Raw genomic sequence first — 15,895 nt, forward strand, 5'->3', positions numbered from 1 at the left:
CTCGTAGGTATTTATGTACCTACGAGTTTTTATGTTACGTATCGCAATATACTTTTGAGTAAATTCGCTTCTATCAAACTCGGGGTTCAGGAAACATTCTGCCGTTGTTCGATATGATCATGTTTTCTCGCATTGGACATCTTATTGATGGTAACAAGAATTCCAGAAAGCCATATAATCACGATGCCTGTATAAATATATATGTGGGCTTCAATCGGAATCCATGTAGCTAATAATGTTCGTACATTGATCAAGATAATGAAACCACCGACTAAAACACCCATTAATTGAGCAGGAAGCATCCGGACTAACCAGGCTGCAATTGGTGCAGCAACCACCCCGCCAATTATCAACGCTACGACCCAAAGCCAATTGACAGCTTCCCATCCAAGCGAAATGATAAAACCAAGACTTCCGAAGAAAGCAATGGCAAATTCACTCGTATCAACAGTCCCTACAGCTTTCCTCGCCGTCATTCCTTTTTTTGACAATAAAACAGGCGTTGCAATAGGTCCCCAACCGCCTCCGCCTGTTGCATCACAAAAGCCTGCAAAAAGGCCTAACGGAATGGATTGTTTTGCGGTCAATGGCCTTACGGTTTCATTGTCCTTTGACGGTTTAAAAATAAATAAAAAGCGGAATAAAACGTATACACCCAGGCCAAATAAAAATATGGCAATATACGGTTTAGCTAATTCGGCTGGCAGGTTACTCAGGAAACATGCACCTACAAATGCACCAACAGAACCTGGAATGATCAAGCGATAGACCATATTCTTATCCACGTTCCCAAACTTTATATGTGAAGCTCCGGATACGGCTGTGGTCACTACTTCCGATAAATGTACGGATGCTGATGCTACTGCAGGGGCAATCCCGAATGTCAACAATAAGGAAGTGGAACTCACTCCATACCCCATTCCAAGCGAACCATCGATTAATTGGGCTAAAAACCCGATAAAGGCTAAAACGATTAACTTTTTCATGACATTCCCCTTTTTCCACTTAAATAGAACCTAGATAACATCGACCCGACGTTGCAGCCTGTATAGATTATTTTGATCTATAAGACACAAAGAGGCACCTAACCAACATGAAATGACATGTTGGTTAGGTGCCTTCAGTTTTTCTGATCAGCCCATATTTTTTTATTCAGCTTCTACTGGCATAAGCCTAGCTAAGAAACGATATCTTTCTTTTAGGGAATATTTATAAATATCCTCTATTGAATCTTTCAATAACTTAGATTTTTCCTCTTTTGAAAAGGAACCACTTTTAATGATCATCCTTGCTTCGAAAAGGAATTCAAGATAATCTTCATAAGATTCATCATATACTTTACCTAGGTCATTCCGAATTTTTTTTGCGAGAGTTGGACTTGCTCCATTGGTAGAAACACTAATGGAAAGCATGCCTCTATTCAATGTGGCCGGTATATGAAAGTTACCCAGCTCATGATTGCTGATTACGTTCACCAGCTGACTTTGGGATGCATTCTCGTACACTCGTTCATTAACTTCAGTAGAATTTGTAGCAACAATGATTAAAAACGCATCTTTATAGTCAGTTTCTTCCACTTCTTTAAGTAAGACTCGAATCTTACCTTCTTTCTCCAACAGTTGAAAACCCGTGCATATCTCGGGGCTTACGACGGTCACTTCGGCACCAGCTTCCAATAAGGGGCCCGCTTTAAAGTAACCTATTTTACCACCGCCGATGATGACACACTTTCTGTTCTCAATATTAAGCGTAATTGGATACATAGGCTCCCTCCCCACTCACTTCATGAATTCGTTCCGATATTGCTTGTTCAATCTTTGGATGATAACCTAGATATCGGCAAAGTATGATTTTTTGCTTCCCCTTTTTTTGGTTCTTTTTTATACTATTTTCAATCGACTGCATTAAGAGACCGGTAAACAATAGGTAAGGAATGATAAATACTTGGTTTGATCGAGATTCCCCTGCAAATTCCAATGCTTCTCCAAAGCTTGGTGTGGCAGCTGTCAAATAACACTCTTGCACACGGATTTTAGGAAACCTGTTCCTTAGCAAATCAGCCAATCGAGACAAATCTCTTTTCACGTCGGGATCGCTGCTGCCCCTTCCAACCAATAAAACCAAGGAATCCTCCGAAACCCTTACATTTGTTTCCTCCAACCGTTCCACTAAAATGTCAACCATTTTATCACTGACACCAATCGGTCTCCCATATTTCAATTCAACGGCAGGGTACCGTTCTTTCATTTTGTTCAAAATGACCGGAATATCATGTTTTGCATGTACAGCCGTTAGCAATAGAACTGGAATGGCGATGATTCTCGTCGCACCTTTTTGCACGCATCGTTCGTAGGCCTCTTCTATCGTAGGAGTTTCCAATTCCAAGAAGCATTGCTCCTGAATGGAATTTGGCTGTGCTTGCATACAAACTTTAATAAAATCAATGGCTTGGGCTGAAGCTTCTTTAACGCGGCTTCCATGGCAAATATATAAAATGGCTTCCATTAAAAGGCCTCATTCGCCAACAAATTTTCGGTTTGTTTTCCTTCAAACCATTTAATTTTTTCCCGTAAATTAACGACATCGCCCACGACTATCATGCAAGGATTGGAAATCTGTTCGTTATTGGCGGTTTCCACTACATTAGCCAACGTACTGACAGCTGTTCTTTGCGTTGTTAATGTCCCCCAATGGATAAGGGCTACCGGAGTCTCTGGATTTTTTCCATGTTCCAAAAGTTTCCCTTGAATATATGGCAGGTTTTTAACACCCATGTAAATGGCTAGTGTATCGATACCTTTGGCAAGGGATTCCCACTTGATATTATCCTCTTCATCCTTTTTCCGATGACCGGTAACAATTGCAAAAGATGAAGCGTGGTCCCTGTGTGTAACTGGAATTCCCGCATAAGCTGTAGCGGCGATTCCGGCCGTAATGCCTGGTACGATTTCAAAGCTCACGCCACTTTTGGCGAGGGCTTCAGCTTCCTCCCCGCCTCTGCCAAAGACGAATGGATCGCCGCCCTTCAAACGGGTGACCACTTTTCCCTTTTTTGCATATTTGACCAGGAACCGATTGATGGTATCCTGTTGCAACAAATGATAATCCGGAAGTTTACCGCAATTAATCAGCTCGACACCGTCTTTTGCATGATTCAAAAGTTCTTTATTGACAAGTCTATCATATAAAATGACATCAGCTTCTTGAATGCATTTTAATCCTTTTAATGTAATTAAATCTGGATCTCCGGGACCGGCTCCTACTAGATATACTTTCCCCATTTTTGCAACCTGCCTTCCCTTAGAGAATCGTTTCGAATTCCGATAAAACGAAACCTGCTCCATTTTTAATTTTCTTTTTTTCGTATAATGAGATGTCATCCACTTCAGGCATTTTCAAATAATGCTTTTCCAACTCGATATCAACAAGTTCAAACGCCTTTTCATCTGAATCGGCAACAATGATGACATGAATCGGTTGTTCCTTGATAGTGACTTCAAAACGGTATAGATTCATCGATTGCTTACCTTCCCCTATTAAACGGCCACTTCCGTTAATATATCATCAAGCTTACTTTGTAACTCGGATATCCCTACCCTTTCCACAAAATCAAGAAAGGTTTCCGATAGAAGTTTTGTTTCTTTGAAAAATAGAATCAGTTCTTTCAGAACATGATAGAGCTTTTCAGCTTCCACTTTCCCTTTAAGTTTTTCATTGAATTTCCCGCCCTCATTCAGCGTTCCACCGACGTATATTTCAAAAGCCTCGACCATCTTTTTGTCCTGGTTTTTCATTTTTATGCCTTGCAGGCCAATTTCGGCGATGGCTCTTTGACCGCAATTATTCGGACAACCGACCATATGCATCCTTACAGGAACATCGAGATCTATTTCCTTGTCCAATGATTCAGAAATGGTCCTCATTCGTTCTTTTGTTTCAACGAGTGCCAGGTTGCAATACTCGATGCCTGTACAAGAAACGGAATAACCAATGAATTTTTTTGGGTGGTATGGAAATCTTTCAAAGATGGATTCCTGTTTTAATTCCTCAAGTTTTGCATCCGGCACATTTGGAATGATAAGATTTTGAGAATTACAGTTTCGGATTTCACCATTTCCATATTTCTTCGCAAGTTCGGCAAACTCGATCACTTCGTCTGGGTTTAGGCGACCAACTGGTATATTGACTCCAACATAGTTCAGACCATCTTGTTTTTGTTTATGGATGCCGTAGAAATAACCTGCATTCCATCCCTCCACCGCACTTTCACCCTTTTCAGGAAGCGGACCGGTGTATTCCAGCAGCTTTTCCTTGAATTGTTCAGGACCCCAATCAGCGACAAGGAATTTCAATCGTGAGCGATGACGTTTTTCACGGTACCCGAAGTCACGGAATATCGTCGTGATGGCTGCCGCTACTTCGACTGTTTTTTCAGGTAAAATGAATAAATCAAGTTCCTCTGCCAGCATCGGAACGGAGGACAGCCCACCGCCTACTTTTACGTGAAAACCAACTTCCGTTACTCCATCAATTTCTTTAGTTGCTGGATTGAAAGAAACGCAGTTGATTTCAGCATTTGATGCATTATGGATATTAGCACTTATGGACATTTTATATTTCCTAGGAAGGTTCGAATAGTCTTCGTTAAGGCGGAAATACTCAAATACATCATATAGAACCTCGCGTGTATCGAAAAGTTCGTCAGGATCGATGCCTGCCAATGCATTCCCGATGATATTGCGTGTGATATCACCACAAGCACCAGCCGTAGTCATTCCAACCTTTTCCAAACGATTTAAGATATCCGGGACTTGTTCAATGGTCAACCAATGGAATTGAATGGCTTGACGGGTTGTAATGTCATATACACCCCTCCCGTAATCTTTAGCGATGTTTGCCAGCGTAATTTGTTGATCATAAGTCAGGATACCGCCGGGAATAACGACACGCATCATCCAATAACCAGCTTCTTTTGGCCGTTGCAGGTAGAGACCTGCCCACTTGAACATATCCCAATTTTCCTTAGGGATGGAATCAAAACCATTTGCTGCGTAATGTGGAATATCATCAAATATCTTCAAGCCGTCTTTTTCCAATTTCCAGACTTCCGTTTTATTTTTAGCGATTAGTGGATTTTCCGACCAAAATTTCTCGTAAACCATTATATTATCCTCCTTGATTAAATCGCTTTCTTTGCTGACAAATAACCGATTACCTGTTCAACGCACTCTTCAATGCTGTATTGGTCGGATTCTAAAATGATTTCCGGTTGTTCAGGTTCTTCGTAAGGAGAGTCGATTCCGGTAAAATCTTTAATGATTCCCTTACGCGCCTTGTCATAAAGACCTTTAGGATCACGCACTTCGCACTCTTCGATTGGACACTTTATGTATACTTCAATAAACTCCCCTTCTTCAAGTAAATCACGTACAATCTGCCGATCTGCCCTGAAAGGTGATATGAAGGCGGTCAATACGAACTGCCCACTATCCACGAATAACTTGGAAACCTCACCGATTCGCCTAATATTCTCGGTTCTGTCCTCTTCAGAAAAACCTAAATCTTTATTCAAACCATGACGGATATTATCACCATCCAAAACATAACTTCGAATATTCCGATTATATAACTCTTTAGCGACTGCATTCGCAATCGTCGATTTTCCGGAGCCCGAGAGACCAGTGAACCATAGAACTGTGCTTTCATGGCCGTTCTGCTTCCGGCGGAGCTCCTTGGTCAATGACGTTTCATGCCAAGTGACATTCGTACTTTTACTCATTAAAAATCCCCCTCTTCATGTGATCCTTCAATTTATGTCCGATCAGTTATAAACTTCATTCTTTTTTAGACCTTCAATCAACACCTCGATGACTTCTTTACGGCTAAAGGTAGCTGGAGGAATTTCTCCGTTACGCAGCATTTCCCTTACCTTCGTTCCAGACAGGATGACATGGTCTTCCTTGCCATGCGGACAAGTTTTAGCGGAAGCCATATTGCCACATGCTTTACAGTAAAAGCTATGTTCAAAGAATAATAGCGTGATCCCTAACTCATCTGCGTTGAAATTCCCAAAGATTTTTTGAGCATCATATGTTCCATAATAATCGCCCACACCCGCATGATCACGTCCGACGATAAAATGTGTGCAACCATAATTTTTACGGACCATCGCATGGAAAATGGCTTCCCTAGGTCCTGCATAACGCATGGCAGCAGGGAAAACTGCAAGGGAGACGCGATCCTTAGGATAATATTTTTCAAGCAGCACTTTATAGCTTTCCATTCTTACATCTGCCGGAATGTCATCTGATTTGGTGGCACCTACAAGAGGGTTTAAGAATAAGCCGTCGACTATCTCCAATGCTGTCTTTTGAATGTATTCATGTGCACGGTGAACAGGGTTCCTCGTTTGGAAGCCGACAACCGTTTCCCAGCCTTTTTCAGCAAAAGCTTTCCTTGTCTCGACTGGGTCCAAATAGTGAGCTTGAAACTGCGGACGCTCTATTCTCTTGATCAACTTTATTTCCCCACCGACATATACATCACCGCGGTTATATAAATTTTTCACTCCAGGATGCTTCTCATCATCCGTTTGATATACTAATGTCGCTTCCAATTGCTTATCTGGCGTGTAAATATCGGAAACGGAGAGAACCCCGTATGTTTCACCTTCATGAGTCAACGTTACTTCTTCACCTATAGTAAGGGTTTCTGCAGTTTCTTCGGTCAAAGGAAGCGTAATTGGGATGCTCCATACATGACCGCTGCTAAGCCTCAAATCCTTGACCACTGTCTCGTAGTCACTTTTTGTAAAGAATCCTTTAATTGGACTGTAGGCACCAGTGCCTATCAATTCAAGATCACTTAAAGCAATTTGATCGATTTCGATTGACTTTGTTATTTTACTAATATCATAATTTGGTTCCCAAAGATCGATTAATGTTCCTCCGTGCGGTAAACTGATTGTCATGCTAATTTCCCCCTATGGTTTCTATTTATTTAAGCCTATGGTTTTTATTTATTTAAGCCTATGGTTTTTATTTATTTAAGATAAATGCAATCCGCATTCCGTTTTTTGAGCTCCTTGCCAACGGCCAGAGCGTAAATCATCTGCATTGAAGGCTGGTGCTGTACATGTTTTACATCCAATGCTCGGATATCCATTATCATGCAGGATATTATATGGAAGTCCGTTTTTGTGGGCGTAGCGCCAAACATCTTTCCATGTCCAATGTATGAGTGGACATATTTTAACTGACTTGAACTTATTATCCTTATTGATATACTCGGTTAAAGCCCTTGTTTCGGATTGCTCCCTCCGCAGTCCCGAAAGCCATGCTGTTGCCGTTGAAAGCACATCGGTAAGCGGAATGATTTTACGGATATTACAGCACTTATTTGAATCTCTAACCCATAATTCATCCCCATATTCCGCTGCTTGTTCCTCTAGCGTCAAGGCAGGTTTCTTCATTTCGATCGAAAGCTTTGGATATCGCTTTTTCACTTGCTCGATCAATTGATAAGTTTCCTCAAAATGAACATCTGTATCAAGGAAAACTATTTTGGCAGAAGGATTGACCTTCGCCAATAAATCCGTAAGCACGATGCCTTCTATGCCAAAACTGCAAGCATAAATCAGTTCGTTTCCATAATGGTCATTCGCCCATTGCAGAACTTCCAAAGCACCTTTTGTCTCACTGTCTTCGGGAAATACAGGGAAATCCCCAGTGTTGAAATTTTCATAGTTTATTAATGCAGCCAACTTTGTAGCCCCCTCTAAAAACTTGCTGTATCAGGTTAGAGTAACTGTTGATCAATGCCCGTTGTAATTGTTTGACTCTAGGAAAAAAGAGACGAATCTAACCAATACTCTCTTTATATCAGTTAAACCCGCCTCTAGTTTTTCTAGTCAGCAGATACCTTATTTAATTCTTAATTTTTCATTTCTTTCCATTTGAATGATTTTACCATCCTGGACAATAAGTGTAATGGATCCATATTTCATAGAATTAAGCATTTCTTGAAGTCGTTCAAATATTTCTTCAAGCTGATTCTCTTTATCCAAGCCTGTTCCTCCTTTAAGAAAATCCGCGAATTTCTTATTTTCACCGCTGATTCAATGAATTTCTTAGATTTATATAATTCCAAACAACCTTACATTGTTATGGTTTGCCTACAACTTTCCCAAAAAACAAAAATCTTTCCATGATGGAAAGATCCCAAGGTAAATATCTTTACCTTATCTTCCAAAATGATCAACATTTTGTTGGAGGTAGCACCTTGCATCGATCATGCAGGTTGCTGGACTTCAAAGGGCCAATTCCCTCCGTCGCTCTGGATAAGTTTTATTATTTTAAATATTAACATATATTTAATCCTTGTCAATGGAGTTTTCTTATAAAATAACTTGGTTTAATATTATGGATGAACTGTTATTTTTATACACACTATTCCGATTATGATTTTATGTTCATGTAAATACGAAAATAGACTCGTCTTTTTAGATAAAGCATCCAAAAAAATGAGTCTATTTTCATTAACAAACCTATTATTGGCGCCTGTCATTCTTTGAAAAAATAATTTCTCGAATTCCAGTCCTTTTTATAGAAGGAATTACTCGAATTCATTAATTTCTTAACTGTATCGCTTCTACAAATTCTTGAACTTGACTCTGGACGCGATCAATTAAATGCAAATCATTTATCGGGTTTTCTGAATTCTGTTTATCTATTTCTTTATCAACGAAATAAATCCCCTGCAGCGGCTCGCCTTTTAATATTGAAATTAATGGTTTAAGTGCATAGTCAATCGCCAATAGATGCCTGTTACTTCCGCCAATCATGATTGGCAGTACTGGCTTACCCTTAAAAGCACCTTCTGGCAGCAAATCGATCAAGGCCTTCAATACACCTGTATAAGAAGCCTTATAAACCGGTGAACCAATAATGACACCTCTAGCTGCTTGAATTTTCTCTGAAAGCTTTAAGATATCTTCGCTATTATATTTTCCTTGGAATAAATCATCTGCTGAGAAATCCGTAATTGAGAAATAAGCTGTGGTAAAACCTTCGTTTTCGACTAATGATTGAATATGTTTTAGTGAAATGTCCGTTCTGGACGGAATAGCCGGACTTCCTGATAAAATTACGATATCGGTCATTTAATCTCCCCCTCCAATATTACATGATTTCAAGATAAAATCTTCGTAAGCATTTCGTACAGCATGCATTTATCGTAATAGTCTGAAAAATATAAGTCAAATCTTACACTCTGGTTTAAAAAATTTTCAAGTTTACTCCATCGGATCTTAAGGAAAATAAAACGGTCATATTGAAGGGCTTGAGCATCAAGCCGCAAATATGACCGTTTCATTATGTATGTTTTTGTTTGCCATGAATACCATATACCAAAAGTTGAGCAATGCTCTTAATTCGTTCAGAAGTAAAATATGGCTCCTTTTTCTGCTGATGGATCTCATAATGTGTAGATAATGCCAATGTGAAAGAAATGATCCCTACATTAAATAGGATAATATCAGAGATATACTGTATCTCACCACTATCTATTCTCTTCTGTATTTCAATATGCCTGGCATTCGGCTTGAAAATCTGATCTACATATTGCTTAGAAATATCTTGATCAAATTGTGTTTCCCTGAATAGTATCGAAAACTGTTCTTTATTATCAAGAATTTTATTTATCATGGTGCAAACATGATTCTCCACTAGATCATCCGTAGATAGATGGCTAGTCCCATCTTCAGATTCCTCTTTCTCATCAGGGGTAATGGTAGCCAATAGCAAATCTTTTTTGCTGTCAAAGTATTTGTAAATAGTAGCTTCGGAAACATTGCAAGCAGAGGCAATTTCATTCGTTCTTGTCATGTCAAAACCTTTAGTGGCAAAAAGAGTCCGGGCTACATTTATGATTCGTTCTTTCGTTTGCTGCCCTTTTTTCAAAAATATCAACCTTCTTTTATAATGATAAGACCGGTTTCACCAATCTATTTTCCATGATATCCCGATGGTATCAATCGGTCAATATTACCTTTGATTCATTAGAATTCAATATTCCCATATATCATAAATAGAAAACATCGTCTGATTGGGACGATGTTTTCTTATAGAGAAAATCACTTAAAGGATGCATAGCCATCATCGACCATGACTACACTTCCATTGATCGCATCCGCTTCCTCTAAAGATAATAGATAGACGGCATTTGCAACGGCTTCTGGCTTAATTAATTTACCGCGCATTTGACTTGCATTCAATTTATCGATGATTCCCATATCTTTATAGCCTTGAATGATAGGAGTGTCAACCCCGCCTGGCGCAATGCCCACTACCCGTATGCCATAAGCACCTAATTCCAAAGCAGCTGTCTGTGTCATCATTCTTACAGCTCCTTTAGTCGCCTGATAGGCAAAGGTTCCGTGGGAAGCTAAGTAACCAAACACAGAAGCCGTATTAATAATGACACCCTTGTTACCTAGCTCCTTCATTTTCCGTCCTGCTGCCATGATTCCAAAGGCAACTCCGTGCTGATTCACTCCAATCGTTTTGAAGTAACCCTCCATATCTTGATCGAGGATCATACCGCCTGCACCGATGCCGGCATTATTAAACATGATATCGATCCTTCCGAATGTTTCCACTGCTTTATTGATTAAGGATTCAACATCTTCCTGCTTAGAAACATCCGTTTTTACAAAAATGGCCTCTCCGCCATACGCTGTAATCTGTTCAACGGTTTCCTGTCCCATTCCTTCATTAAAATCCGCAACAACGACCTTGTCCCCTTTTGCTGCAAATTTCAAGCATGTGGCCCGGCCAATACCGCTTGCTCCTCCTGTAATAACTGCAACTCTTGCTGTCATGTACATTCCCCTTTCAACACTAAAAATATAGTAAGTGTTTACTTACTTTTTTTTATTATAAAAGTAAGGAATATTTAATTCAAGCAATATGTATTTATATAGGGTTTTGAGCTTTCATAAGTAAAGCTGTCCTATTACTAGGACAGCTTCATTTTTTTAACAGGTTTTCAATTCGGCCTTACTTATGGATGTCTTCACCATTTCAATGAAAAGCTGCATAAAACGATCATCACCTGTTAATTCTGGATGAAACGCACTAACGAGGACATGGTCTTGTCTCGCAGCCACTACATTCTCTTCATAAACAGCCAATACTTCTACACCTTCTCCAATTCCATCAGCAAATGGCGCCCGGATGAAAACTGCCTTATAAGGGGTTTCCATTCCTTTGATTGATAGTTCAGCCTCGAAACTATCCTTTTGACGTCCAAATCCGTTCCTTTTCACGGAAATGTCCATTAGTCCAAGATAGGCCTTCTCATCGCCAGTCAATTCATTGGCCGCTAATACCATCCCTGCACATGTACCGAAAATTGGTTTTTTATCTTCGAAGAAAGTTTTGACCGGTTCCATAAATCCATAGCGATCCATTAGTTTCCTCATCGTCGTGCTTTCTCCGCCTGGAATGATCAAGCCATCGATTTCTAGCAACTGCTCCGGCTTTTTTACTATAACTGCTTGTTCGCCGGCAGCTTTGATTTGATTCAAGTGTTCTTCAACTGCTCCCTGTAAACCCAAAACACCGATAGTTATCATATTACCATCCACGTTCCTGCATCCGTTCTGCCGGAGCTAGTTTGGAAATATCAATTCCTTTCATTGCACTGCCTAACTCTTTGGACAACTTGCCAATCAATTCATAATCAGTGAAATATGTAGTCGCTTGAACGATTGCCGATGCGAATTTTTCTGGAGTTTCAGATTTAAAAATACCAGATCCAACGAAAACGCCATCTGCTCCCAATTCCATCATCAATGCTGCATCTGCTGGAGTCGCAATTCCACCGGCTGCAAAATTAACTACAGGCAATTTACCTGTGCGTTTGATTTCTCTTAAAATTTCATAAGGGGCTCCAAGATTTTTTGCCTCTGTCATTAATTCATCATCACTCATGATGCTCACTTTACGAATTTGTGACTGTACCTTTCTCATATGACGCACAGCTTCCACAATATTACCCGTTCCTGGTTCTCCTTTTGTACGAAGCATTGATGCTCCTTCACCAATACGGCGTGCAGCTTCACCTAAATCACGGCAGCCACAAACGAAAGGTACGGTGAAATCACTTTTTAGAATATGGTATTCTTCATCAGCAGGAGTCAGCACTTCACTTTCATCGATATAATCCACTCCCATGGATTCCAGGACCCTTGATTCAACGATATGACCAATCCTTGCTTTAGCCATGACCGGGATGGACACTGCATTCATTACTTCCTCTACAATTCGCGGATCTGCCATTCTTGCTACGCCGCCAGCCGCACGGATGTCGGAAGGAACCCTTTCCAATGCCATGACAGCCACAGCACCTGATGCTTCTGCGATTTTTGCTTGTTCTGCGTTAATGACGTCCATGATTACGCCACCCTTTTGCATTTGTGCCATTCCTCTTTTTACTGTGTCAGTTCCTAATAATTTTTCCATTTTTCTCTTCCCCCTAATATTTGCATTTTTTAGATTTGTTAGACTTAGTATAAAAAAGAGTTGACCGCATTGAAAGTGTCAGTTTTAATAAATTTAATAGGGTCAGTAAATTTATAAAAAAAGGTGGAAACAAAATGAATATGCTTTCTTGCGATTTAAATCGGTTAAGTGAAGTACCTTTGTACGAACAATTATATTCATATATTAAAAAAGAAATCATTGATGGCCGTCTTCTTTACGGCACAAAACTGCCTTCCAAACGGAAATTGGCAGAGTTCCTGCAAATAAGTCAAAATACTGTCGAGACTGCATATGAACAATTGACTGCTGAAGGATACGTTGAAGTCATACCAAGAAAAGGGTACTATATTCAAACATTCGAGGATTTAGAGTATACACAAACTAACCAAGTATCAGTGGAACAAATCAATCATAAAGAAGGGGAATTGCTATATCATTTTCATCCCAGCCAAATTGACACAGAACACTTCCCATTTGAAAAATGGAGAAAATACATGAAAAGCAAAATCGATGAATCACATCAAGATCTTCTTTTACTTGGGGATTCTCAAGGGGAATATGAATTACGATGTGAAATTGCCCATTATTTGTATCATGCACGTGGTGTACGCTGTGTTCCCGAACAGATTATCATTGGTGCAGGAATGGAAATTTTATTGCAGCAGCTTGTCCTTCTATTCGATAAAAATGCCATCTATGGTGTTGAAGATCCTGGGTATCACTTGATTCACCGGATTTTACGAAGCTACCCAAATGAAGTCCATCCACTGCAAATTGATGAAGAAGGCGTAAAGGTGAACCAAATTGAAGATTCAAACATCGACGTCGTGTATGTCACTCCCTCACATCACTTCCCCAATGGGACAATCCTATCCGTTAACAGACGGACGCGATTGTTGAACTGGGCTCAAGGGGCTGCAAACCGCTATATTATCGAAGACGATTATGATAGTGAATTTCGTTATAGTGGAAAAACAATCCCTTCCTTACAAAGTATGGATGCTAGTGATAAGGTGATTTATTTAGGGTCATTTTCAAAATCATTGATGCCATCAATTCGAATCAGTTATATGGTTCTTCCCGCTCCATTGTTACAAATGCATCAACAGGAATTATCTTTTTACCATTCAACCGTTTCTCGGATTGATCAGCATGTATTGACACAGTTCATGAAGGAAGGGGATTTTGAAAAGCATTTGAATCGGATGAGGAAAGTGTACCGTCGCAAGTTGGATAAAGTGATCGAGCTGTTTAAACCCCATCAACAAATAAAAATCATTGGAGAGCGTTCAGGATTGCATATCGTCCTCATCGTTAAGAACGGCATGGATGAACAGACACTTATTCAAAAGGCAAATGAAGACCATATTAAAATTTATGGCTTATCGACATATTCGATCGAAAAAATTGACGAACATCCTCCAAAAATCATATTGGGCTTTGCAGGGATCCCTGAATCCGAATTGGAAAAAGCCATTCACCTTTTATTGAACTCATGGGGTTTATAAAGAAAAAAGAAGTTCACTTTCGTGAACTTCTTTAAGTTTGTCGACAAAATGGGGTTCGGAATGGTCTTTTCCTAATTCCCTTTCATGATTTTAACCAATACTTTTATTTGGAATGAAACCACAACAGATTGAACCTACACTCTTGCCGAATGCTGGCTAGCCGAGACCCGCCTAAATGCTTGCTTTGATGAGGCGAGGCAGGAAGTTGGCGGAAGGGAACGGTTTCAATATATGACCGCAAAATGAATGCACGGGGTCCGAATAATACGGTGAACGGTCGAATAATGTGCGGTGTGGATCGGATAAAATGGGTGAACAGTCGAATAAAGCACGGTGTGGGTCGAATAAACTGCGTGAACGGTCGAATGATGTGTGGTCAAGGTCGAAAAACTGCTTTGGCTGAAACAACTGAGACGTTTTTTCAATAAAAAACTGCAGGCAAACTCGCTTTTCTTCGAGTTTGTCTACAGTCTGATAAATTAACTCTAGTGAACATTTTTTACCTTTTAGATAAATACTGGTCCATCATATCCTTTGGCACCATGCTCCCGCCGGTCGCCCAGATGATATGCGTGGACTGGTTCATTTTATCCACCAGTTTTTGGTCCATGAGATATTTCTTTCCTTCTGGAGCTTTAAAAAGTTGTACCGGACCCAATGCTCCTGCGAGGGCAGATGGCTCTAAATAATGACCTTCCGTCTCTGCCATTCCCCTGAGCAGATCGAATAACCTTTTATCCTCTATGGTATAGCTGCCGCTTAACATGGTCGTCATCATACGGGAAACCAATTCTGAAGGCCTTCCGACAGCAAGACCATCAGCTTCCGTCTTATTATCGATGCCAAAGTCCTGCACCGAGATTTTGTCATGAAGGCCTGTCATCAATCCGAGCGTCATGCATGGTGAATGTGTCGGCTCTGCAAAAAAACAATGTACATCATCTTCAAAGGCTAACTTGAGCCCATATGTAATACCACCGGGCCCGCCGCCGACTCCGCATGGCAGGTACACAAACAAAGGGTGATCTTCGTCTACTGGTATGGACATATCTTTCAGTTGTTTCTTCAGGCGCGTTGCAGCTGTCGCATAACCTAGCAGTAGATCCATTGAATTTTCATCATCAATAAAATGGCAATCGGGATCAAGTGATGCTTCATTACGGCCTTCTTCTACAGCTTTACTATAATCATCATCATATTCCTTTACAATGACTCCAAGACTTGTTAATTTATCCTTTTTCCACTGTTTGGCATCTGCCGACATATGGACCGTTACTTTGAATCCCAGCTTAGCGCTTATTATTCCAATACTCATTCCTAAATTGCCGGTTGAACCGACTGCAATCGAATATTTTGAAAAAAGCTCTTTGTATTCATCGCTCGCAAGTATCCCATAATTATCAGTCCGTTTTAAACCACCATGCTTCATTGCTATTTCCTCAGCACGTTTTAAGACCTCATAAATACCTCCGCGAGCCTTGATGGAACCTGATATTGGTAAATGACTGTCACATTTCAGCAAAAGTTTCCCAGCCATTTTAGTTCCATAGGATTTTTCCAAGTTTTTTTGCATGGAAGGAATCTCGACTAGTGGTGATTCAATGATCCCCTCCATTGGTTCGGTTTCTGGAAAGGCTTTAATTATATAATTGGCAAATCTATTTAATCTTTCTTCAGCAGATTTAACTTGTTCAGCTTGGACGATTGGGTTTTCTTGCTTGTTACCGTAATCTGGATTCGTCCAGAAGACTTCGTTCATCTTTATCACATTATTAAGTATAGGATCTTTCGCTTTCCAATCCATGATCGATAAACCTGCGATTTTATGCATCTCCACAGCAG

At 40.1% G+C, this 15,895-nt stretch carries 17 protein-coding genes and 1 riboswitch; of the genes, 1 reads left to right on the forward strand and 16 read right to left on the reverse strand.

What is annotated here, in order from left to right; all coding sequences use genetic code 11:
- Positions 1–86 precede the first annotated feature (86 nt).
- From ABOA58_RS14255 to pdxS, 15 genes are all read right to left on the reverse strand, one after another.
- Positions 87–986, reverse strand: coding sequence for a sulfite exporter TauE/SafE family protein (locus tag ABOA58_RS14255; RefSeq protein WP_350298916.1), 900 nt, complete (start codon positions 984–986; stop codon positions 87–89).
- Positions 987–1,148: 162 nt separating this feature from the next.
- Positions 1,149–1,763, reverse strand: a complete 615-nt coding sequence (locus tag ABOA58_RS14260) for an NAD(P)-binding protein (protein ID WP_241590770.1) — start codon at positions 1,761–1,763, stop codon at positions 1,149–1,151.
- Positions 1,744–2,505 carry a sirohydrochlorin chelatase gene (locus tag ABOA58_RS14265; protein ID WP_350298917.1) on the reverse strand — a complete coding sequence of 254 codons (762 nt, stop codon included), beginning with the start codon at positions 2,503–2,505 and terminating at the stop codon, positions 1,744–1,746. Before ABOA58_RS14265 ends, ABOA58_RS14260 begins: the two co-directional genes overlap by 20 nt.
- Positions 2,505–3,281 (reverse strand): uroporphyrinogen-III C-methyltransferase, encoded by a 777-nt coding sequence (cobA, locus tag ABOA58_RS14270; protein WP_350298918.1) that lies wholly within the window; start codon positions 3,279–3,281, stop codon positions 2,505–2,507. The genes ABOA58_RS14265 and cobA overlap by 1 nt, the downstream gene beginning before the upstream one ends.
- Positions 3,282–3,300: 19 nt before the next feature.
- The gene (locus ABOA58_RS14275; RefSeq protein WP_350298919.1) at positions 3,301–3,516 is read right to left on the reverse strand and encodes a DUF3906 family protein; all 216 of its coding nucleotides are present in this window, start codon (positions 3,514–3,516) and stop codon (positions 3,301–3,303) included.
- Between the two features lie 20 nt (positions 3,517–3,536).
- Complete coding sequence (locus tag ABOA58_RS14280) at positions 3,537–5,162, reverse strand: nitrite/sulfite reductase (RefSeq protein ID WP_350298920.1); 1,626 nt, start codon at positions 5,160–5,162, stop codon at positions 3,537–3,539.
- A 17-nt stretch (positions 5,163–5,179) separates the two neighbouring features.
- Positions 5,180–5,779: an adenylyl-sulfate kinase gene (gene cysC / locus ABOA58_RS14285; protein ID WP_283914658.1), complete on the reverse strand. Its 600-nt coding sequence runs from the start codon at positions 5,777–5,779 to the stop codon at positions 5,180–5,182.
- 42 nt (positions 5,780–5,821) lie between these two features.
- Positions 5,822–6,970, reverse strand: a complete 1,149-nt coding sequence (sat, locus tag ABOA58_RS14290; protein WP_350298921.1) for a sulfate adenylyltransferase — start codon at positions 6,968–6,970, stop codon at positions 5,822–5,824.
- A 75-nt stretch (positions 6,971–7,045) separates the two neighbouring features.
- A complete protein-coding gene (locus ABOA58_RS14295; RefSeq protein ID WP_387549249.1) occupies positions 7,046–7,750 on the reverse strand; it encodes a phosphoadenylyl-sulfate reductase in 705 nt (234 codons plus the stop codon).
- Positions 7,751–7,921: 171 nt separating this feature from the next.
- Positions 7,922–8,065, reverse strand: coding sequence for a YezD family protein (locus ABOA58_RS14300; RefSeq protein WP_072273036.1), 144 nt, complete (start codon positions 8,063–8,065; stop codon positions 7,922–7,924).
- A gap of 171 nt (positions 8,066–8,236) precedes the next feature.
- Positions 8,237–8,345: riboswitch (SAM riboswitch) on the reverse strand.
- A 281-nt stretch (positions 8,346–8,626) separates the two neighbouring features.
- Positions 8,627–9,160, reverse strand: coding sequence for an NADPH-dependent FMN reductase (gene ssuE / locus ABOA58_RS14305; protein ID WP_350298922.1), 534 nt, complete (start codon positions 9,158–9,160; stop codon positions 8,627–8,629).
- Positions 9,161–9,371: 211 nt separating this feature from the next.
- Entirely contained in the window at positions 9,372–9,959 is a 588-nt protein-coding gene (locus ABOA58_RS14310) for a TetR/AcrR family transcriptional regulator (protein WP_350298923.1), read from the reverse strand.
- Between the two features lie 173 nt (positions 9,960–10,132).
- Positions 10,133–10,879 (reverse strand): SDR family NAD(P)-dependent oxidoreductase, encoded by a 747-nt coding sequence (locus ABOA58_RS14315; RefSeq protein ID WP_350298924.1) that lies wholly within the window; start codon positions 10,877–10,879, stop codon positions 10,133–10,135.
- 156 nt (positions 10,880–11,035) lie between these two features.
- The gene (gene pdxT / locus ABOA58_RS14320; protein WP_260357991.1) at positions 11,036–11,635 is read right to left on the reverse strand and encodes a pyridoxal 5'-phosphate synthase glutaminase subunit PdxT; all 600 of its coding nucleotides are present in this window, start codon (positions 11,633–11,635) and stop codon (positions 11,036–11,038) included.
- Between the two features lies 1 nt (position 11,636).
- Entirely contained in the window at positions 11,637–12,524 is an 888-nt protein-coding gene (pdxS, locus tag ABOA58_RS14325) for a pyridoxal 5'-phosphate synthase lyase subunit PdxS (protein WP_350298925.1), read from the reverse strand.
- Between the two features lie 134 nt (positions 12,525–12,658).
- On the opposite strand from pdxS, the gene ABOA58_RS14330 reads away from it, so the two are divergent.
- Positions 12,659–14,053: a PLP-dependent aminotransferase family protein gene (locus ABOA58_RS14330; protein WP_350298926.1), complete on the forward strand. Its 1,395-nt coding sequence runs from the start codon at positions 12,659–12,661 to the stop codon at positions 14,051–14,053.
- Positions 14,054–14,552: 499 nt separating this feature from the next.
- Here the strand turns inward: ABOA58_RS14330 and ABOA58_RS14335 are convergent, their stop codons facing one another.
- Complete coding sequence (locus tag ABOA58_RS14335) at positions 14,553–15,884, reverse strand: D-serine ammonia-lyase (RefSeq protein ID WP_350302876.1); 1,332 nt, start codon at positions 15,882–15,884, stop codon at positions 14,553–14,555.
- Positions 15,885–15,895: the final 11 nt, after the last annotated feature.

It is taken from the genome of Peribacillus frigoritolerans, from assembly GCF_040250305.1.
Classification (GTDB): domain Bacteria; phylum Bacillota; class Bacilli; order Bacillales; family DSM-1321; genus Peribacillus.